Source organism: Streptomyces sp. NPDC012827, assembly GCF_042900905.1.
GTDB lineage: Bacteria > Actinomycetota > Actinomycetes > Streptomycetales > Streptomycetaceae > Streptomyces > Streptomyces gulbargensis.
Genome location: NZ_JBIBBY010000014.1, coordinates 151863 through 172787, shown reverse-complemented (window position 1 = coordinate 172787; position 20925 = coordinate 151863). Strand labels below are relative to the sequence as shown.

General features: G+C 76.4%; 12 protein-coding genes. All 12 read left to right on the top strand.

Going from position 1 to position 20925, the window contains the following annotated elements; genetic code table 11:
• Window positions 1-679, top strand: a 679-nt coding sequence (locus ACFY60_RS28300; protein ID WP_388616493.1) for a phosphopantetheine-binding protein, incomplete at its 5' end; no start/stop codon positions are given.
• Window positions 676-1467, top strand: coding sequence for a thioesterase II family protein (locus ACFY60_RS28295; RefSeq protein WP_388616491.1), 792 nt, complete (start codon window positions 676-678; stop codon window positions 1465-1467). The genes ACFY60_RS28300 and ACFY60_RS28295, both read left to right, overlap by 4 nt.
• Before the next feature lie 63 nt (window positions 1468-1530).
• On the top strand, window positions 1531-2583 hold the full coding sequence (locus tag ACFY60_RS28290; RefSeq protein WP_388616488.1) for a TauD/TfdA family dioxygenase: 1053 nt from the start codon (window positions 1531-1533) through the stop codon (window positions 2581-2583).
• Window positions 2584-2591: 8 nt separating this feature from the next.
• Window positions 2592-4475: an amino acid adenylation domain-containing protein gene (locus tag ACFY60_RS28285; RefSeq protein WP_388616485.1), complete on the top strand. Its 1884-nt coding sequence runs from the start codon at window positions 2592-2594 to the stop codon at window positions 4473-4475.
• Window positions 4476-4550: 75 nt separating this feature from the next.
• Complete coding sequence (locus ACFY60_RS28280) at window positions 4551-8597, top strand: condensation domain-containing protein (RefSeq protein ID WP_388616482.1); 4047 nt, start codon at window positions 4551-4553, stop codon at window positions 8595-8597.
• A gap of 171 nt (window positions 8598-8768) precedes the next feature.
• The gene (locus ACFY60_RS28275) at window positions 8769-15941 is read left to right on the top strand and encodes an amino acid adenylation domain-containing protein (protein WP_388616478.1); all 7173 of its coding nucleotides are present in this window, start codon (window positions 8769-8771) and stop codon (window positions 15939-15941) included.
• Complete coding sequence (locus tag ACFY60_RS28270; RefSeq protein ID WP_388616475.1) at window positions 15938-16153, top strand: MbtH family protein; 216 nt, start codon at window positions 15938-15940, stop codon at window positions 16151-16153. Before ACFY60_RS28275 ends, ACFY60_RS28270 begins: the two co-directional genes overlap by 4 nt.
• Before the next feature lie 151 nt (window positions 16154-16304).
• Complete coding sequence (locus ACFY60_RS28265) at window positions 16305-16715, top strand: cobalamin B12-binding domain-containing protein (RefSeq protein WP_388616473.1); 411 nt, start codon at window positions 16305-16307, stop codon at window positions 16713-16715.
• On the top strand, window positions 16712-18055 hold the full coding sequence (locus tag ACFY60_RS28260) for a methylaspartate mutase (protein WP_388616470.1): 1344 nt from the start codon (window positions 16712-16714) through the stop codon (window positions 18053-18055). The genes ACFY60_RS28265 and ACFY60_RS28260 overlap by 4 nt, the downstream gene beginning before the upstream one ends.
• A gap of 126 nt (window positions 18056-18181) precedes the next feature.
• Complete coding sequence (locus ACFY60_RS28255) at window positions 18182-19195, top strand: asparagine synthetase A (RefSeq protein ID WP_388616467.1); 1014 nt, start codon at window positions 18182-18184, stop codon at window positions 19193-19195.
• Window positions 19192-20481 carry a glutamate synthase-related protein gene (locus ACFY60_RS28250; protein ID WP_388616464.1) on the top strand — a complete coding sequence of 430 codons (1290 nt, stop codon included), beginning with the start codon at window positions 19192-19194 and terminating at the stop codon, window positions 20479-20481. The genes ACFY60_RS28255 and ACFY60_RS28250 overlap by 4 nt, the downstream gene beginning before the upstream one ends.
• Window positions 20478-20846, top strand: a complete 369-nt coding sequence (locus ACFY60_RS28245) for a hypothetical protein (RefSeq protein WP_388616462.1) — start codon at window positions 20478-20480, stop codon at window positions 20844-20846. Before ACFY60_RS28250 ends, ACFY60_RS28245 begins: the two co-directional genes overlap by 4 nt.
• Window positions 20847-20925 lie beyond the last annotated feature (79 nt).

Here is a 20925-nt window from a genome sequence, read left to right as displayed (position 1 = left end):
TCGTCTCTACCGGACGGGTGATCTGGCCCGCTTCGACCGGGAGGGGCGGCTGGTCTACGAGGGGCGGGTGGACGATCAGATCAAGATCCGGGGGTCCCGGGTCGAGCCGGGGGAGACCGAGGCCGCGCTGTTGACCCACCCGGACGTGACGCAGGCCGTCGTGACCTTCCACCAGGACCGGCTCGCCGCCTACCTGGTCACCGGTACCGCTGTCTCCCCCGATGTGGTCCGCCGGCATGTGGCGGACCGGCTGCCCGAGCATCTCGTCCCGACCCATGTGACGGTTCTGGACCGGCTGCCGCTGACCCCGAACGGGAAGATCGACAAGCGGGCCCTGCCCGCCCCCGCCACCGTCACCACCGGCGGACGTGCCCCCAGGACCGTGCTGGAGGAGACGCTGCTCGGCCTCCTCGGCCGCACCCTCGACACACCCCCCGACACCGAACTCACCATCGACGACGACTTCTTCGCCCTCGGCGGCCACTCCCTCCTCGCCGCCCGCCTCACGAATCACATCGCCGCCGCACTCGACGTCCGCCTCACCGTGCGCGACGTCTTCCAGCACCCCACCCCCGCCCGGCTCGCCGCGCACATCGACACCCTCACCACCGCTCCGGCGCCCCGGAAGGCCCGCCCGGCCCTCCGCCGCCGTACCGAGACAGATCGGATCAGCTCATGAGCGCCTCCCCCTTCACGCCCGCCCCCGAGGACGTCGTCTGGGACCTGCCCGGCGACGGCCCCCACCGCCTCTCGCTGCTCGTCCTGCCGCACGCCGGCGGCAACGCCCACGCGTACAGCGCCTGGCGCGAGCACCTGCCCGCCGACGTCCGCCTGCTCATCGGGCAGTACCCGGGCCGGGGCGCCCGCTTCTCCGAGGACCTGCCCGGCTCCGTGGACGACCTGGCGCTGCCCGTGGTCGAGGCCCTGCCGGCCGACGCGGGCCCCCTGGTCGTGCTCGGGCACAGCATGGGCTCCCTCGTCGCCTTCGAGGTGACCAGGGCCCTCCAGGCCGCCGGCCGCACCCCGTACGGGCTCGTCGCCTCCGCCTGCCGGGCGCCCGTCCTGCCCAACCAGGCCCCGGTGCACCCCGAGCGGCTGGACGACGACGAGCTGGTCGCCGCCATCAAGGAGCGCGGCGGCACCGACGACGGCATCCTCGACGACCCGGAACTCCGCGAGATCGTCCTGCCGTCCATCCGCGCCGACTTCGCCATCGACGACGCCTACCGCTGCACCGCCCCCGACGTGCGGCTCGACTGCCCGGTCGCCGTCCTCGGCGGGGATGCCGACCCGATCGTCCCGGTCGGCATGCTCGGCGGCTGGGCCCTGGTGGCCGGGCACGAGGTGACCCCTGAGGTCCTTCCCGGCGACCACTTCTACTTCCAGCAGGACCTCCCCGGCTTCTTCGCCCGCCTGAACCCGGTCCTCGAAGCCTTCCGCGCCCCCACCCGGGCCGCCACCGCCTGAGCACGGCCCGCCCCACGCCTCCTGCCCACCGCCCCTCCTCCCACCGAAGACGAGGAACCCGCCATGACCACCTTCGCTCCCCGCCCGGCCCCGGCCCAGGCCCCCGCCACCGACGGACTCGCCGTCGTCCGTGAGCCCGGCAAGCCCGCCGTCGTCCACGTGCCCCGCCAGGCCACCATGGCCGAGGCCACCGCCTGGCTGTCCGCGCACCGCCCGGCGATCCAGGCCGAACTCCACCGCTCCGGGGCGGTCATGCTGCGCGGCCTGCCGGTCACGGACGCCGCCACCTTCGCGGAGGCCCGCGACGCGCTCATCGCCGAGCGAGCCGGCTACAAGGAGAAGGCCACCCCGCGCACCGACTTCGGCGAGGGCGTCTTCTCCTCCACCGACCTGCCGGCCGCCCAGCCGATCCGCCTCCACAACGAGAACAGCTACACCCTCGACTTCCCCGGCGTGCTGCTGTTCGGCTGCGTCACCGCCCCCGAGACCGGCGGCGCCACCACCGTCGGTGACATGCGCCGGGCACTCGCCCTGCTGCCGCCCGAGCTCGTCGCCCGCTTCGAGAAGGCCGGCTGGCTCCTCGTCCGCAACTACTCCGACCTCGCGGGCATGCCGTGGCGCAAGGCGTTCTCCTCGGACGCGCCGGCGGGTGCCGAGGAGTACTGCGACGCGCACTCCATCGGCTACGAGTGGCTGGACGAGGACACCCTGCGGACCCGCCAGCTCCGCTCCGCCGTCGTCACCCACCCGGTCACCGGCGAGCGGGTCTGGTTCAACCACTTCGCCTTCTGGAACGCCCGCAGCCTGGACGAGGACGTCCGCGAGGTCCTCACCGAGACCTTCGGCGCCGACGGCCTGCCCTTCGACACCCGGCTCGGCGACGGCACCGTCCTCACCGACGCCGAGGTCGACGCCGTCAACGACGCCTACCAGGCCGTGACCGTGCGCGAGACCTGGCAGGCCGGCGATCTGATGCTCGTGGACAACATCCTCTGCGCCCACGGACGCGAGGCGTACACCGGTGCCCGCAAGATCCTCGTCGCCATGGGCGAGCCCGTGCCGCTGTCCGACTGCGCCCCCACCGTCGCCCCCTCCGCCACCCCGTACGGAATGTGAGCCGCGCCATGACCGCCGTCCTCCCCGAACCCGCCACCGCCCCCCTCCCCGCGTCCGGAGCCGGCGCCGCCTCCGCCGCCCCCGGGTGCACCTGCGCCGCCTGCGCCACGGGCACCGGCCACGCCGACCTCCTCGCCCGGCTCGCCACCGCCCCGGGCGGGCGTACGGCCGTGGTCGCCGCCGACCGCGACCTCACCTTCGACGAGCTGCGCGCCGAAGCCGCCGGCGTCGCCGCCCGGCTCACCTCCCTCGGCGCCGGACCCGAGAGCGTCGTCGCGCTCTGCCTGCCCCGCGGTGCCGGGCTGGTCACCGCGCTCATCGGCACGCTCACCGCCGGCGCCGCCTACCTGCCCGTCGACCCGGCCCTGCCGGCCGAACGCCGCCGCTACCTCCTGGAGGACTCCGGCGCCGACCTGGTCGTCACGGACGGCGCGGGCGACCTCCCGGCCGCCCCCGGGATCCGTACCGTCACGCTCGCCGAGCTGACCGCACCCGTCCCGGCCGGCGCCGCCGGCCCCGCCCCGTACCGCCCGGCCCCCGTCACGGCCGGCACCCTCGCCTACGTCATCTACACCTCCGGCTCCACCGGCCGCCCCAAGGGCGTCGAGATCGGCCGGGCCGCCGCCTCCCTCCTCCTCGCCGAACTGGAGGGGGCCGGTGCCGCCACCGGCGAGGCCCGCCGCGTCGGCTGGAACGCCTCACCGTCCTTCGACGCCTCCGTGCAGCAGTGGGTACGGCTCTGCCGCGGCGACACCCTCGTCATGATCGACGAGGAGACCCGCCGCGACCCGGCGCTCCTCGCCGCGTTCGTCGACGCCCAGGCACTCACCGACCTCGACATCACCCCCTCGCACGCCGACCCCCTCCTCGACCTCCTCACCCCCGCCGGCGGCCCCCGCCCGCTGACCCTGCTCGTCGGCGGCGAGGCCATCGGCCCCGCGCTCTGGGACCGGCTCGCCGCCGCCCACGGCGCCGGGATCCTGCGCGCCCTCAACGTGTACGGGCCGACCGAGTGCACCGTCGACGCCACCGCCGGCTGGATCGACCGGCCCGGCGAGCCGCACATCGGCACCGTCCTGCCCGGCCTGCGGATGCGGCTCCTCGGCGAGGACCTCGCCCCGGTGAGCCCCGGCGAGGCCGGCGAACTGTACCTGTCGGGCCCGCGCGTGGGCCGCGGCTACCGCAACCGGCCGGCCCTCACCGCCGAGCGCTTCGTCGCCGACCCGGCCGGCGCCGCCGGCTCCCGCATGTACCGCACCGGCGACCGCTGCCGCCTCCTGCCGGACGGCCGGCTCGCCCACCTCGGGCGCGCCGACGGACAGATCAAGCTGCGCGGTCACCGCATCGAACTCCCCGAGATCGAGGCGGTCCTCACCCGGCAGGACGGCGTCGCCGAGGCCGCCGTGATCCTCGGCGAGGACGCCGGCGGCAGCCCCGCCCTCCTCGCCTACCACCGCGGCGGCGACGCCGGAGCCCTGCGCACCGCCCTCGCCGCCACCCTGCCCGCCTACATGCTGCCCTCGGCCTTCGTCGCGGTGGACCGCTTCGCCACCACCCCCAGCGGCAAGCTCGACCGCTCCGCCCTGCCCACCCGCGCCGGCACCCCGGCGGTGGCCCGGGACGCCGCCGCCCCCACGGGCGGCACCGGTCTGCGCGGGCCCGCCGAGGAACTCATCGCCCGTGTCTGGACGCAGGTCCTGGGCGCCGACTCCATCGGCCCCGACGACAACTTCTTCAAACTCGGGGGACACTCCCTCCTCGCCATCAAGCTGGTCTCCCGGGTCCGCGCCGAACTCTCCGTCGCCCTGCCCGTCAAGGCCGTCTACGCCCACCCCCGGCTGCGCGACCTCGCCGCCCGCATCGAGGAGCTGACGGCCGCGCGGGACGCCTGACCGCCGGCCGCACCGGGGCGGTCCCCGCCACCGGCCCCACCCCACCCGCCCCGCCACTCACGAGAGGCAGCACCCGTGATCCCCCTGTCCTACGCCCAGCGGCGTCTGTGGTTCCTGAACCGGCTGGAGGGCTCCTCCCCGGCCTACAACGCGCCCGTGGTGCTCCGGCTGGCGACGCGGCCGGACCCGGCCGTCCTGGAGGCCTCGGTACGGGACGTGGTGGAGCGGCACGAGGTGCTGCGCACCGTGTACCCGGCGGTGGACGGGGAGCCGTACCAGCGCGTCGTCACCGATCCCGACGTGCGCCTGCGGACCGTGGAGTGCGCGGCCGGGGAGACGGACGAGCGGGCGGCGGAGTTCGCCCGCCGGCCGATCGACATCACCCGCGAACTCCCGCTGCGCGCCGCCCTCTTCACCACCCCCGGCGAGGACCCGGCCGTCCTCGTCCTGGCCGTCCACCACATCGCCACCGACGGCTGGTCCGCCGGGCTCCTCCTGCGCGACCTCGACACCGCCTGCCGGGCCCGGGCCGGCGGCCGGACCCCTGACTGGGAGCCGCTGCCCGTCCAGTACGCCGACTACGCGCTGTGGCAGCGGGACATGCTCGGCGACCCGCGGGACCCCGGCAGCACCGCCCACGAACAGCTCGCCCACTGGCGTGCCGCCCTCGACGGCATCCCGGCCGAGACCCGGCTGCCCGCCGACCGGCCCCGGCCCACCGAACCGACCCACCGGGGCGCGAGCGTCACCGACGAACTGGACGCGGCGGCCCACCGGGCGCTGACCGCGGTGGCGCGCGCCGAACGGGCCACGTTCTTCATGGTCGTACGGGCCGCGCTGGCGCTCGCGCTGCGCGCGGCCGGCGCGGGCCCCGACCTCGTGGTGGGCACCCCCGTCGCCGGCCGGCCCGAGGAGGCGCTCCACGACCTGGTCGGCTTCTTCGTCAACACGCTCGCCCTGCGCACCGACCTCTCCGGGGAACCCACTCTCGCCGGGCTCGTGGGCCGGGTGCGGGAGGCGGACCTGGCGGCCTTCGCCCACGAGGACCTGCCGTTCGACCTCCTCGTGGAGGACCTCAACCCCGAACGCTCCCTCGGCCGTCACCCGTTCTTCCAGGTCATGCTCGCCACCGGGGCCAGGCAGGAGACGCGGACGGAGATCGGCGGCATCCCGGCCGTGCCGGCCGACACCGACCTCGCCACCGCCAAGTTCGACCTGAGCTTCCACTGCCAGGAGCGGACCGGCACCGGCGGCGAACCCGGCGGCCTGCTCCTCGCCCTGCAGTACGCGACCGACCTGTACGACGAGGACACCGCCCGCCTCCTCCTCCGCCTCTTCCGCCGCGCCCTCACGGCCTTCGCCCGGCACCCCGGCGACACGCCCGTGAGCGCGGCCGCCCCGGCCACGGACGAGGAGCGGCGCGCGCTCGACGGCCGCCACGAGGCCCTCGCCGCCGCCCGCGCCGAGGCGGAGAAGGCGCGCGCCGCCGCCGGTGCGTCCGGCGGCGGCCGGCCGGAGGGCACGCCCGCCGCCGACCCCCGCGAGGAGATCCTCCGGGGCCTCTTCGCCGCGGTGCTCGACCGCGACGACGTCCTCCCCGACGACAACTTCTTCAAGCTGGGCGGCCATTCGCTGCTCGCGGGCAAGCTGACGAACCGGGTGCGCGCGGCGCTCGGCCTCCAGGCCGCCATCCGCGACGTCTTCCTCGCCCCGAGCCCCCGGCAGCTGCTGCGCCGCCTCGACGAGCGGGGCGCCGGACCCGCGCGGCCCGCGCTGCGCCCCGTGCCCGCCGCCCTCCGCCCGGCCCGGCTCCCGCTCTCCGCCGCGCAGCGGCGCCTGTGGTTCGTGGACCGGCTCGAAGGACCCGGCGCCACCTACAACATCCCGGTCGTCATCCGGCTCCGCCGGCCCCTCGACCCGGCCGTCCTGGCCGCCGCGCTCGCCGACGTCTCCCGCCGGCACGAGGTGCTGCGCACCGTCCACCGCTCGGCGGACGGCGAGCCGTACCAGGTCGTGCTGGACGAGGACCGGGCGCCCGTCCTCGACCTGGTACGCGCCGGGGGAGCGGAGGCGGTACGGGCGGCGGTCGACGCGGCCGCGGGGTACGTCTTCGACCTCGCCGCGGAGCCGCCCTTCCGGGCCACGCTCGTCACCGACACCGGGGCGACGGCCGGAACGGCCGGGACGACGGCGGCCGCCGGGGCCACGGGGCCGGCCGATCGGACCGGGACCGCCGGGACCACCGGGGCGCCGGGCACCACCGGGACCGCCGTGACCACCGGACCCACCGGTACGCCGGGTGCCACCGCGACCGCCGGCATCCCCGGCGCCCCCGGCACCACCCGCACCGCCGGCGCCCCCGCCCCCCAGACCCTCGTCCTGCTCGTCCACCACATCGCGGGCGACGGCTGGTCCACGTCCTGCCTGCTCGCCGACCTCGACACCGCCTACCGCGCCCGCGTCGGGGGCCGCGCCCCCGACTGGCAGCCGCTCCCCGTCCAGTACACCGACTACACCCTCTGGCAGCGCGAACTCCTCGACGGGCCCCACGGCGTCGCCGCCGAGCAGCTCGCCCACTGGCGCGGCGCGCTCGACGGCATGCCGCCGCTGCTCGCCCTGCCCACCGACCGGCCCAGGCCCCCGGAGAGCGACGGCGCCGGCGCCGTCACCACCTTCGAGGTCGGCGCCGCCACCCACCGCGCCCTGCTGCGCTGCGCCCGCGCCCAGGGCGCCACCCTCTTCATGGTCGTGCAGGCCGCCCTCGCCGCCCTCCTCACCCGGCACGGCGCCGGCACGGACATCGCCCTCGGCACCACCGTCGCCGGGCGCACCGACCACGCCCTGGACCCGCTCGTCGGCTTCTTCATCAACACCCTGGTGCTGCGCACCGACACCTCCGGTGACCCCGCCTTCACGGACCTCGTGCGCCGGGTCCGCGACGCCGGGCTCGCCGCCTACAGCCACCAGGACCTGCCCTTCGACCGGCTCGTCGAGCACCTCAGCCCGCACCGCTCCGCCGCGCACGCGCCGCTCGTCCAGGTGATGCTCCAGGTCCACGCGGCCGGCGGCCCGGCCGCCCGGCGTACCCCGTCCGTCCTCGACGGCGAGCCGGTCCCCTTCACCGGCACCGGCGCCAAGAGCGACCTCACCTTCGCCCTCACCGAGCTGACCGACGCCGACGGCGGCCCCGGCGGGCTGCGCGGCGCCCTGGAGTACGCCACCGCCCTCTACGACCCGGACACCGCCCGGCTCCTCGCCCGGCGCCTGACCGAGACCCTCGACGCCTTCGCCGCCGACCCGGGCTGCGCCCTCTCCGAGCCCGTGTACGCCGACGTCCCGCCCACCGGCCACCCGCACGGCACGGCGGCGCCCGGCGGCGGGTCGACCGTGCTCGACGAGCGGGGCCGCCCCGCCCCCGTGCGCGTGCCCGGCGCACTGCACAGCACGGACCCGGACGGCACCCCTCGCGCCACCGGCCGGCGGGCGTACGTCGCCACCGACGGCACCCTGCGGCCCGTCGCCACGCTCACCGCGGGCGGCTACCCTGTGGAACCGGGCCGCGTCGAGGAGACCCTCCTCGCCCACCCGGCGGTGACCGGGGCGAGCCTGGAGGTCCACGACGACCGCCTGCACGCCACCGTCACCCGCGCGCCCGGCGCACGTACCACCGAGGCGGAGCTGCTGACCTGGGCGGCGCGGCGGCTGCCCGAGTACCTCACCCCCGTCCGCGTCACCGTCGACACCGGCGCCCTCCGAGGGCCGGCGCGGGACACGGAGATCACCGCGCCCGCCGACGCCCGGGAGGAACGGCTCCTCGCGCTCTTCCGGGACGTGCTCGGCGGGCGGGCCGTCGGCCGGGACGACAACTTCTTCAAGAACGGCGGCCATTCGCTCCTCGCCGTACGGCTCCTCAACCGCATCCGCGGCGAGTTCGGCCAGGACCTCACCCTCAAGGACGTCTTCCGCAACCCGACGGCCGCCACGCTCGCCCGCCGCCTCGCCGACGCGGCAGGGGAGACGCCCGGGGCGCGCGACGCCTCCCGTACGCCGTCCCCGGGCGCCCCCGGCCGGGCCCCCGCCCTCGCCCGCCGCACCCACGCCGGCGCACGCCGTGCCCCCTGACCCGTACCCCCTCCGCACCCGCGACCGGCAGCTCCGGGCGGCTCCTTCTGCCGCCCGGAGCTGCCGCGTCTCCTGCCCCGGACGGCCCCGGCCCGCCCCTAGCGTGGAGGGCACGGAGGCGAGAGGAACCGTTCGCCCCGGTCTCTCTGCCCCTTACCGGAGGAACTCGGCATGACCCCCAGAACGGACGACCTGCTCGACGGCGGACCCTCTCCCGCCACCGCCCCGCCCGTGCTCGACCTGATCGCCCGGCAGGAGCGGACCCGCCCCGAGGCCACGGCCCTCGTCCACGGCGGCGCCCGGCTGAGCTACGCCGAACTCGGCGCCGCCGTCCGCGCCCGGGCCGCCGTACTCGCCGCCCGGGGCGCCGGACCCGGCCGCCTCGTCGCCCTCCACCGGCCGCGCGGCACCGACGCGATCGTGGGCCTCCTCGCCGTCCTCACCACCGGGGCCGCCTACCTGCCGCTCGACATCCAGGCGCCCGACACCCGCAACGCCGCCATCCTCCGGGACGCCTGCGGCGACACCGCCCCCGCACCGGCCGAGGTCGCCCGCCACGGCGAACTCGTCCTGGACGGACCCGGCGCCGGTGAGGATGCCGCCTACGTCATCTACACCTCCGGCTCCACCGGCACCCCCAACGGCGTCGTCGTCGCCCACGACTCCCTCGCCCACTTCATCGCCGGCGCCACCCCGGCCTACGGCATCGACGCCGACTCCCGGGTCCTGCAGTTCAGTCCCCTGCACTTCGACGCCAGCATCCAGGAGATCTTCACGACCCTCGGTGCCGGCGGCACCCTCGTCCTGCGCACCGACGACATGCTCGACGTCGGCGAACTCCTCGCCGGCTGCGCGCGGCACGGCGTCACGCTCCTCGACCTGCCCGCCGCCTACTGGCACGAACTGGTGTACGTCCTCACCACCGGCTCCGTCCGCCTCCCCGCCTGCCTGCGCACCGTCATCATCTACGGCGAGGCCGCCCTGCCCGAGCGGATCGCCCAGTGGCGCGGCCTCGTCGGGGACTCGGTGCGGCTGCTCAACGCGTACGGGCCGACGGAGACCACCGTCGTCGCCACCGTCGCCGACCTCACCCGGCACACCACCGGCCCTGTCCCCATCGGGCGGCCCCTCGCCGGTGTCCGCGCCGCCGTCGTCGCCGGCGAGCTGTGGCTGCTCGGCGGCGGTCTCACCCGTGGCTACCTCCACCGCCCCGAACTGAACGCCCGCCGCTTCACCGAGCTGGACGGCGAACGGGCCTACCGCACCGGAGACCTCGTCAGCCTCTCCGGCGACCGGCAGATCCTCTACCACGGGCGTCTGGACGACGAGGTGAAGATCGGCGGCCAGCGCATCGACCCGGCGGCCGTCGACTCCGTCCTCGCCGGCCACCCCGCCGTCCGCGAGGCCGCCGTCGTCGCCCAGCAGGACGCCGACGGCGTCAAGCGGCTCGTCGCCTTCACCGTCACCGACGGCGGCACCGGCGCCGAGGAGCTGCGCGCCTGGGTGCGCGAGCGGATGCCGGCCGCGGCCGTCCCGGCCGCCGTCCCGGTCGTCGTCGCCCTGCCCCGCACCAGCTCCGGCAAGATCAACCGCAAGGTGCTGCGCACCACCGACCCCCGGCTGCCCGTCGTCCACGAGGACCCGCTGCCCGCCGGGGACCGGGTGCCGCTCTCCCACGCCCAGCGGCGCCTGTGGCTGGTCAACCAGCTCGACGGTCCCTCCGCCGCCTACAACATGCCGATCGTCCTCCACCTGGAGGCGGCCCCCGACCGGGCGGCCCTCGCCGCCGCCGTCGCCGACCTCACCGAACGGCACGAGGTCCTCCGCACCGTCCTTCTGGCCCCCGAGGACGAGCCGTACCAGCACGTCCTCGCCGCGGGCGCCGTACGGCTGCGGACCGTCGACCGGCCCGCCGCCGAACTCCCCGCCGAGATCGCCCGCTTCAGAGCCGGAACCTTCGACCTGGCCCGCGAACTTCCCCTGCGCGTCGCCCTCTTCGTTCCCGAGGACGGGCCCGGCGCCACCCTGGCGGTCCTCCTCCACCACGTCGCCGGGGACGGCTGGTCGCTCCGCCCCCTGATGGCCGACCTCGCCCGCGCCTACACGGCCCGCGCCGCCGGCCGCGCCCCCGCGTGGGAGCCGCTGCCCGTCCAGTACGCCGACTACACCCTCTGGCAGCACGACGTGCTCGGCGACCCCGGCGACCCCGACTCCGCCGCCGCCCGCGGCCTCGCCCACTGGCGGACCGCCCTCGCCGGCCTGCCCGACGTCACCGCCCTGCCGCTCGACCGGCCCCGGCCCGCCGCCCGCGACCACGCCGGCGCCCTGGTGAGCACCGTCCTCGAACCCGCCGTCCACGCCCGGCTCGTCCGCCTCGCCGAGGCGCACGACGCCAGCGTGCTCATGGTCCTCCAGGCCGCCCTGGCCCTCGCGCTGCGCGCCGCCGGCGCGGGCGACCGCACCGCCCTCGGCACCCCCGTCGCCGGCCGCGACGACGAGGCCCTCGACGACCTCGTCGGCTTCTTCGTCAACACGGTCGTCCTGCCGACGGACACCTCCGGCACACCCGCCTTCGCCACCCTCCTCGACCGGGTCCGCGACACCGACCTCGACGCCTTCGCCCACCAGGGGCTCCCCTTCGACCTGTTGGTCGAACGGCTGGGCCCGCCCCGCCTGCCCGGCGTCCACCCCCTCTTCCAGGTGATGCTCACCCTGCGCACGGCGGGACCCGACGAGCACGCCTTCGCCCTCGGCGACCTGACGGGCCGCTTCGCCACCGACGACACCCCCGCCACCACGAAGTTCGACCTCACCGCCGCCTGCGTCGACCACCGCGACGCGGCCGGCGCCCCCGCTGGGCTGAGCCTCGCCCTGGAGTACGCCCGCGACGTCTTCGACGAGGACGTCCCCCGGCTCCTCCTCACCGCCCTCGACCGCGCCCTGCGCGCCGCCGCCGACACCCCCGGCGCACCGGTACGGGACGAGACGCTGATCCCCGCCGCCGACCGCCGCGCCCTGGACGAGAGGCGCACCCGCGCCGCCGCGGCCGGACCCGCCCCGGCAGGCCCCGAGACGCCGGACCCCGCCGACACGGAACTCGTCGACACCCTCCGCGTCCTGTTCGCCGACGTCCTCGGCCTCGACGACGTCGGCGCCCACGAAGGCTTCTTCACCATCGGCGGCCACTCCATGAGCGGTGTCCGGCTCGCCAACCGGATCCGCGCCCGCCTCGGCGCCGACGTCCAGGTCCGCGACCTTCTCCTCGCCCCCACCCCCGACGCGCTCGCCCGCCGCATCACCGCCCGCGCCGCCGCCCCCGGCGCCGACGGCACCCCCGCCCCCACCGCCCGCACCCGGCCCGTGGCGCGCACCGACCGGCCCGACCGCCTCCCCCTCTCGTCGGCCCAGCGCAGGCTCTGGTTCATCGACACCCTCGAAGGCCCCAGCGCCTCCTACAACATCCCGCTCGTCCTGCGCCCGGCCGAATCCCTCGACCCGGCCGTCCTGGCCACCGCCCTCACCGATCTCTCCGACCGGCACGAGGTGCTGCGCACCCGCTACCGGGCCGTCGACGGCGAACCCCACCAGCAGGTCCTCACCGGCGTCCGCCCCGCCCTCGACCACCGGACCGTCCCGGCCGGGTCGCTCGCCGCCGAGGCCGCCGGGGCCGCCGGCCACGTCTTCGACCTGGCCGAGGAGACCCCGCTGCGGGCCACGCTCCTCACCCCCGACGACGGCTCCGGGCAGGTCCTCGTCCTGCTCGTCCACCACATCGCCGCCGACGGCTGGTCCACCGGCCCGCTCCTCGCCGACCTCGCCACCGCCTACCGGGCGCGTGCCGAGGGCCACGGCCCCGGGTGGGAGCCGCTGCCCGTCCAGTACGCCGACTACACCCTCTGGCAGCACGAGCTCCTCGAAGGCCCCGGGGCCGACGCCCACCGCGCCTACTGGGAACGGACCCTCGCCGGCGCCCCCGCCGCCCTCGACCTGCCCGCCGCCCGCCCCCGCCCCGCCGAGGCGAGCCACCGCGGGGCCCGCGCCCCGATCACCGTCGACGCCGCCACCCACGAGGCCCTGGAAACCCTCGCCCGCGACAACGGCGCCACCCTGTTCATGGTGCTGCAGGCCGCACTCGCCGCCGTCCTCACCCGGCACGGCGCCGGCACCGACCTGCCCCTCGCCACCATGACCGCCGGCCGTGACGACGAACTCCTCGGCGGACTCGTCGGCTTCTTCGTCAACACCCTCGTCCTGCGCACCGACACCTCCGGCGACCCCGCCTTCACCGAACTCCTCGACCGCGTCCGGCGCACCGACCTCGCCGCCTACGCCCACCAGGAACTCCCCTTCGACCGGGTCGTCGAACACCTCAACCCGCCCCGCACCACCGCCCACCACCCGCTCGCCCAGGTCGTGGTGCAGCTCCACCACGACTACACCCGCGGCGTCGCGGGCAGCGCCGCCGCGAAGGACCTCTTCCGGGCGGACGGGCCCGCGCTCCTGACCACCGTCACGACCAAGTTCGACCTCACCTTCGCCCTGGACGAGCGGCGGGACGCCGACGGCCGGCCCGCAGGCCTCACCGGCGGACTCGAATACGCCACCGACCTCTTCGACGCCCCCACCGCCGCCCTCCTCGCCGCCCATCTGGAACGCACCCTGCGCGCCGCCGCGGCCGACCCCTCCGTACGCCTCGGGGAGCTGCCCCTGCTCACCGAGACCGACCGCTTCCAGCTGGTCGACGCCTACAACGACACCGCCACCGTCGTCACCGAACCGGGCACCGTCCCCGCCCTCGTCGCCCGCCGCGCCGCCCGCACCCCCGGGGCGCCCGCCCTCGTCACGGACGCCGGGACCGTCACGTACGGGGAACTCGACGCCCGCGCCGACGCGCTGGCCGCCCGGCTCCGCGCCGCCGGCGCGGTCCGGGGTGACACCGTCGGCGTGCTGCTCGACCGCGGGGTCCCCCTGGTCGTGACCGCGCTCGCCGTCCTCAAGTGCGGCGCCGCCTACCTGCCGCTCGACCCCCGGCTGCCCGAGGCCCGCCTCCGGCTCCTCCTGGAGGACTCCGGCGCCCGGCTCGTGGCCACCGACCGTACGCACTCCCGGCCGGAGGGCGTAGGGGTGCTCCTCGTGGACGCGCCGGCGGCGGAGCCCGTGGCCGAGGCGCCGGGCGGGGCGGGGGCCGCCTCCGAGGACGACCTGATGTACGTGATGTTCACCTCGGGCTCCACCGGCCGGCCGAAGGGCGTCGGCGTCACCCACCGCAACGTGGTGGAGCTCGCCGCCGACCGCGACCTCTCCTTCGGCCCGGGCCGGCGCATGCTGGTGCACTCCGCGACCGGCTTCGACGCCTCCGTCTTCGAGCTGTGGGCCCCGCTCCTGGCCGGCGGCTGCCTCGTCCTGATGCGCGGCGACGGCACCGACCTCGCGGAGACCGCCCGGACCGTCCGCGACCACGGCGTCACCACCGCCTACTTCACCGTCGGCCTCTTCCACGTCATGGCCGACGAGGGCCTGGACACCCTCCGCCTCCTGCGCGAGGTCTGGACCGGCGGCGACGTCGCCTCACCCGCCGCCGTCCAGCGCGTGCTCACCCACTGCCCGGACACCGTTCTCGTCCATTCCTACGGCCCCACCGAGACCACCTTCGCCTCCCACAACCAGTGGTTCACCACGCGGCAGCGCGAGCTGCGCGGCACCGGCCTGCACCTCGGCCGCCCCATGGACAACACCCGCAGCCACGTCCTCGACGAGACCCTGCGCCCCGTCCCGCCCGGCGTGCCGGGCGAGCTGTACATCGCCGGCGGGCACCTCGCGCGGGGTTACGTGGGCCGCCCCGGCCTCACCGCCGAACGGTTCGTGCCCGACCCCTTCGAGGCGGACGGCAGCCGCATGTACCGCACCGGCGACCGCGTCCTGTGGACCCCCGACGGCGAACTCCGCTTCCTGGGCCGGGCGGACGGGCAGGTCAAGCTGCGCGGCGTCCGGATCGAACCCGGCGAGATCGAGCGGGCCCTCGCCGCCCACCCGGCCGTCGGCCAGGCCCTCGTCGTGGTCCGCGAGGACCGCCCGGGCGACAAGAGCCTCGTCGCCTACGCCGTCCCGCGCGCCGGTGACACCGTCACCGAGGCCGAACTGCTCGCCGAGGCCCGCCGGGTGCTGCCCGGCCACCTGGTGCCCGCCGCGGTCGTCGTCCTCGACGCCCTCCCGCTGACCGCCAACGGCAAACCGGACCGTGCGGCCCTGCCCGCGCCCCGCCCGCCCGCCGCCGCGCCGGGCGGACGCCCGCCGCGCAACGCCCGTGAGGAGGTGCTCTGCGCGCTCTACGCCGAGATCCTCGACGTGCCCCGGGTCTCCGTCGACGACAACTTCTTCGCGCTCGGCGGGCATTCGCTGCTCGGCGTCCGCCTCGTCAACCGGATGCGCGGTGTCCTCGGCGTCGAGCGGACCGTCCGCGACCTGTTCCGCGCCCCCACCCCCGCCGGTCTCCTCGGCGGCGACCAGGACCCGTTCGGCGACGGCCCCGCCGCCGGGGCGTCCGCCTCCGCGCTCGGCGTGCTGCTGCCCCTGAGCCCGGGTGGCGCCCACCGCCCCCTCTTCTGCGTCCACCCCGGCACCGGCGTCGGCTGGGCCTACGCGGGCCTCGCCCAGCACCTCGGTCCCGACCAGCCGCTCTACGCCCTCCAGGCCCGCGCCCTGAGCGACCCGGGCCACCGGCCGGAGAGCGTCGAGGAGATGGCCGACGTCTACCTGGAACGCATCCGCCAGATCCAGCCCTGGGGCCCCTACCGGCTGCTCGGCTGGTCCTTCGGCGGCCTGGTCGCCCACACCATGGCCGTACGGCTCCGCGAGGCCGGCGAGAGCGTCGAACTGCTCGCCCTGATGGACGTGCACCACACCGGCCCCGGCAGCGTCCCGGTCCTGCCGCCCGAGGACCGCCCCGCCCCGGAGCCGGGGGACCGGCCCGGCCGGCCCCCCGCCGAAGACCTCGCCGCGGCGGTGGAGCGGATCCGCCGCGAGGACCCCGTGCTCGCCGGCTTCACCCCCGCCGAACTCCGGGCCGTGGTCGCCGCCTCCGACAACCACGCCCGGCTCATGGCCCGGCACGTCCCCGGCCGCGCCGACACCGACGTGCTGTTCTTCACCGCCCGCCGCCCAGGGGAGCCGGAAGGCGCTCTCGCGGCCACCTGGATTCCCTTCGCCGAGGGAATCGTCGAGAACCACACCCTGGAATGCGGCCATCTCAGGATGGCCGAACCGGAACCACTCGCTTTTATCGGAAGCATCATCTCGGAGAAGCTCTCCGCCCTGCAGAAGAAGGAAATGAGGAGCCAGTCATGAGCGATTCCGCCAACCCGTTCGACAACGCCGAGGGAACGTTCCATGTCGTCGTCAACGACGAGGGACAGCACTCCCTGTGGCCGGCCTTCGCCGCCGTCCCCGCCGGCTGGACCAGCGTCTGGGGCCCCGGTGACCGGGGCGAAGCCCTGGAGTACGTGACCACCCATTGGAGCGACATCCGCCCGCGCAGCCTCGTCGCCCAGTACGCCTGACAGCCGGCCGACACCGCCGGAAAGGCGCCGCGCCCCGCATCCGCATGCGGGGCGCGGCGCCTTTGTCGTATACCCGGGGGAGGGAAAGTGCCGGTCGTTGCTGCCGCCCGGACTTCCCCTTCCGGAACCCGCCGAAAATTAGTCTTCAGGCATGAAGATTCTCTTGAGCGGAACCGCGTCGGATTCCCATACGTGGAATCTCGTGTACCTCCGGCTCTTTCTGGAGGAACTCGGCCACGAGGTCGTCGGACTCGGCCCCTGCGTGAGCGCCGAGCTGCTCACGGACGCCTGCCGCCGGCACGCGCCCGACGCGGTCGTGCTCAGCAGCGTCAACGGCCACGGCTACCGCGACGGTCTCACCGCGGTCCGCCGGCTGCGCTCCGAGCCGGCCCTCACCGCCCTGCCGGTCGTCCTCGGCGGCAAGCTCGGCGTGGCCGGACGCAGCCAGGACGAGGACGTCGCACGCCTCCTGGAGGCCGGCTGCGACGCCGTCCTCGGGGACGACCTGGACGCGCTGCGCGGCTTCCTCGCCGCCGGGACGCGCAGGGAGGTGCCGGCGTGACGACGCCCCCGTCCTTCGGCGCCTTCGTGGCGGCCTCCGCCGCCGCCGGCCGGCTCGTCGTCCAGCCCCGCATGGGCTTCGGAGACCCCGGCCTCATGCGGGCCGGTCTCGCCCGCACCCGGGCCGCCACCGCCCACACCGCCGGCACCCTCACCGTCGACAGCTACACCCGCGTCGGCGACCTCGCCGCCGCCCGCGCCGCCGTCGCCGACGGCGCCCGCCTCAACGGCTACCCGATCGCCGCGCACTCCGCGCGGACCACCCGCGCGGTCCTCGACGGCCTGCACGGCGCCGACTTCCCCGTCCAGGTACGGCACGGCTCCGCCCGCCCCGAGCCCATCGTGCGGGCCCTCACGGCCGCCGGCCTCGACGCCACCGAGGGCGGCCCCATCTCGTACTGCCTGCCCTACGGCCGCACCCCGCTCCGGGAGTCCGTCGCCGCCTGGGTCCGCGCCTGCGACCTGCTGGTCACCGGCGCCCGCCCCGGCAGCACGCCGCACCTGGAGAGCTTCGGGGGCTGCCTGCTCGGCCAGCTCTGCCCGCCGGGCCTGCTGGTCGCCACCAGTGTCCTGGAGTGCCTGTTCTTCGTCCGGTACGGGCTCCGCAGCGTCTCCCTGAGCTACGCCCAGCAGACCCACCCCGGCCAGGACGAGGAGGCCCTGCGCGCCCTGGACCGGCTCGCCGCCGAATTCCTCCCGGCCGGGGTCGACCGGCACGTCGTCCTCTACACGTACATGGGCGTCCACCCGCGCACCGAGGGCGGCGCCACCCGGCTCCTGGAGGCCTCCGCCCGGCTCGCGGTACGGGCCGGGGCCGGCCGGCTCATCGTCAAGACGGCCGCCGAGGCGCACCGCATCCCGACCGTGGACGAGAACGTCCGCGCCCTGGAGACCGCCGCCGCGGCCGCCGCGCTCGCCGGCGCCCCGGCCACCCCGGGGGACGCGGCCGACAGCGAGGTGTACCAGGAGGCGCGCGCCCTCGTGGAGGCCGTCCTCGGCCTGCACCCCGACCTCTCCCGCGCCCTGCCCGCCGCCTTCGAACGCGGCCTGCTCGACGTGCCCTTCTGCCTCCACCCCGACAACCCCGGCCGCTCGCTCGGCTTCATCGACCCGGCCGGGCGGCTCCGCTGGGCCCGCACCGGAGCCATGCCGCTGCGCGCCGACTCCGCCGCCGAGGCGGCCCCGCTCACCGCGACCGGCCTGCTCACCGCCCTCCACCACGTCGCCGACCGGTACGACGGCGGGGAAGCGGACACGGACGGTGCCGGGGAGACGGGCGCGGACGGTGCCGGGGAAACGGGCCACCGTGCGGACCACCACGCCCACCCGCTCACCGTCTGACCGGCCGTCACCTCTTCTCCCCGCTCGTCACCCGGCCGACCCCTCGTCCCTCGCCCCCTGCCGGCCCGCCGACCGGGCCCGCGCCACCACCCGCCCGACCCGACCCGTACGAACAGGAGCCCCGCCATGGACCTGCCCGCTCCCACCACCGACACCGCGGCGCCCGGCACCCCGCCCCCGCTCGGCGAGCACCTGCGCTCGCCCCGGCTGCGCGCCGCCATGCTCGTCCAGCAGGAAGTCCTCCAGGCCGCCCGCGACCACCTGCGCGGCGAGGGGTTCACCGAGCTGCTGCCACCGCTCGTCGGACCCGTCACCGACCCGGGCGGGCGTGGCGCCAAGGCCCTGGACGTCGACTACTACGGGCACCCGTACAAGCTGATGACCAGCGCCATCCTCTACAAGCAGGCCTCCCTGCGGGGCTTCCCGCGCCTCTTCTACATCGCCCCCAACGTCCGCGTGGAGCCCGAGGAGACCGCCACCACCGGCCGCCACCTGGTCGAGTTCCACCAGATCGACGTGGAGATCGCGGACGCGAGCCGCGAGGACGCCCAGGAGATCGCCGCCGGCCTCCTCACCCACGTCACCGAGCACGTGTGGACCGCCGTCCCCGAGCTCCTCACCGGACTCGGCCGCGCCGAGGCCGACTTCGCGGACATCCGCGCCGGCAAGTACGACACCCGCACCCACCAGGAGGCCGTCGCCCGGCTCCTGTCCCTCGGCCACCCGCAGAACCCCGACGGCGAGATCGACTGGACCGGCGAGCGCATCCTCTCCCTGGAGAGCGACCGGCCCTTCTTCGTCGACGACTACCCCAAGGGCTCGCGCGGCTTCTACGACCGCGAGGACCCCGAACGCCCCGGCGTCCTGCGGAACTTCGACCTCATCGCCCCGCACGGCTTCGGTGAACTCGTCTCCGGCAGCGAACGCGAGGCCGACTACGCCACCCTCGTCACCCGCATGCGGGAGAGCGGCGAGAACCCCGCCAAGTACGCCTGGTACCTGAAGGAGGCCCGCGAGGGCATCCCCGCCAGCGCCGGCTTCGGCATGGGACTCCAGCGCCTGGTCCGCTTCCTCACCGGACTCGACGCCCTCTGGCAGGTCAGCGCCTACCCGAAGCTCCCCGGGGTGATCGCCCCGTGACCGCCGCCCTCACCGCCCCCGGCTTCCCCGAGGAAGCGGTCCGCGCCCGCGCCCGGCACGGTACCGCCGCCGTCTTCCCCGACCCCGCCGCGTACGGCAGCCACCTCTTCGGCCCCGCACCCGCCCCGGCCGGCGGGGACGCGCTCGACCGGATGCGGATCGTGCCGCCCGTCTTCATGCCGCGACGCCTGGAGAAACTCATCGACCTGGCCCGCGAGCCGGAGTTCGGCGACGTCGACCTCACCACCCGCGCCGGCGGGTTCACCGCCCGGCTGCCCGTGTACCTCTCCGCCTTCGGCTCCACCCGGGCCGGCAGCGGCGACCTCGCCGTCCACGCGAGCCGGCAGGCCGCCCGCCTCGGCATCCCCATGGTCATCGGCGAGAACATGGTCCCCGTCCACGGCTACCGCCGCTCCGGAGACGCCACCCGCTCCGCGCTCCTCGCCCGTGTCGAGGCCTATCTGGAGGCCGCGCCCGACGGCGTCGGCGGCATCGTGGTCCAGCAGTCCACCGAGGACGCCGACTCCGAGGTGTGGAACCTCCTCTACAGCGACCCCTCCTTCCGCCCCCTCCTGGAGAGCGGCCGCCTCGCCTTCGAGCTGAAGACCGGCCAGGGCGCCAAACCCGGCCTCGGCGGCATGACCGTCGTCGGCCGCGCCGAGGCCGAACAGCTCGCCCGCCGCTTCACCGTCCGGGAGGTCTTCGGCGAGACCGCCCCCCACCGGCTGCGCTGCGCCACCCCCGGCACCTTCACCGAGGAGATCCTCCGCCAGCAACTCCGCTTCATGCGCAACAACTTCCCCCGCGCCCGCACCTGGGTGAAGTTCCACCCCGGCCGCGACATCGGCCACGCCGCCCGCACCGCCTGGGCCGCCGGAGCCGACGCCGTCACCGTGGACGGCGCCGAGGGCGGCACCGGCTGGGCCCCCGGCGTCTTCCTCGACCACGTCGGCCTGCCCCTCGCCGAGACCCTGCGGCGCGTCGGCCGCCCCGACGGCTGCCTCCTCGCCACCGGCGGCGTGTGGGAAGGCGGCCGGGCCGTCCGCGCCCTCGCCCTCGGCGCCACCGCCGTCGGCCTCGGCCGCGCCGCCCTCGTCGCCGTCGACGAGGACCCCGAGCACGGCCTGGAACGCCTCGTCGACGCCCTCGCCCTCGAACTGCGGCTCCTCGTCAGCGCCCTCGGCGCGTACACGCCCGGCGACCTGACCCCCGAGGACCTGTGGTCCCCGGACCGGGACTCGGCCCCGGACCCGTGGCCCACCCCGACCGCGGGACGTCCCTCGTGACCCCGGCCCGCCGCCGGCGCCCCGCGCGCGCCGTCCGCGCTCGCTTCTCGGTACGGGAGGTCCCCGGCATCACCGTCGCGGCGGCCGGCGACCGGCGCACCCTCCCGTACGGCCTCGACGGCACCGCCCGCCGCACGGCCCAGCGCGCCCTCACCGAGGCCGGCCGCGGCTACCTCGGCGGCCACGTCGAACTGCGCGCCCCGCGCCACGTCCCCGCCCGAACCCTGCGCCGGGCCACCACCCGCGCGGTGGCCGCGGCGGTCACCACCGGCCTCCGCGCCACCGCCCGCCCCCACATCGCGCCCGTCCGACAGGTCCCCGCCCCCGCCGCGGGGAGCCGCGCCCGGGGCCGGACCGGACCGTGACCAGGGGGCGAGCCCGCGCCGCCGGGCACGAGCACCGCCCCTGAGAGCCACCACCCGCACCGTCCCCGCCCCGCCCCGC

Excerpts from the sequence above, each read along its gene's own strand:
- ACFY60_RS28295 (WP_388616491.1), top strand. The coding sequence starts at position 676 with ATGAGCGCCTCCCCCTTCACGCCCGCCCCCGAGGACGTCGTCTGGGAC.
- ACFY60_RS28290 (WP_388616488.1), top strand. The coding sequence starts at position 1,531 with ATGACCACCTTCGCTCCCCGCCCGGCCCCGGCCCAGGCCCCCGCCACC.
- ACFY60_RS28285 (WP_388616485.1), top strand. The coding sequence starts at position 2,592 with ATGACCGCCGTCCTCCCCGAACCCGCCACCGCCCCCCTCCCCGCGTCC.
- ACFY60_RS28275 (WP_388616478.1), top strand. The coding sequence starts at position 8,769 with ATGACCCCCAGAACGGACGACCTGCTCGACGGCGGACCCTCTCCCGCC.
- ACFY60_RS28270 (WP_388616475.1), top strand. The coding sequence starts at position 15,938 with ATGAGCGATTCCGCCAACCCGTTCGACAACGCCGAGGGAACGTTCCAT.
- ACFY60_RS28265 (WP_388616473.1), top strand. The coding sequence starts at position 16,305 with ATGAAGATTCTCTTGAGCGGAACCGCGTCGGATTCCCATACGTGGAAT.
- ACFY60_RS28255 (WP_388616467.1), top strand. The coding sequence starts at position 18,182 with ATGGACCTGCCCGCTCCCACCACCGACACCGCGGCGCCCGGCACCCCG.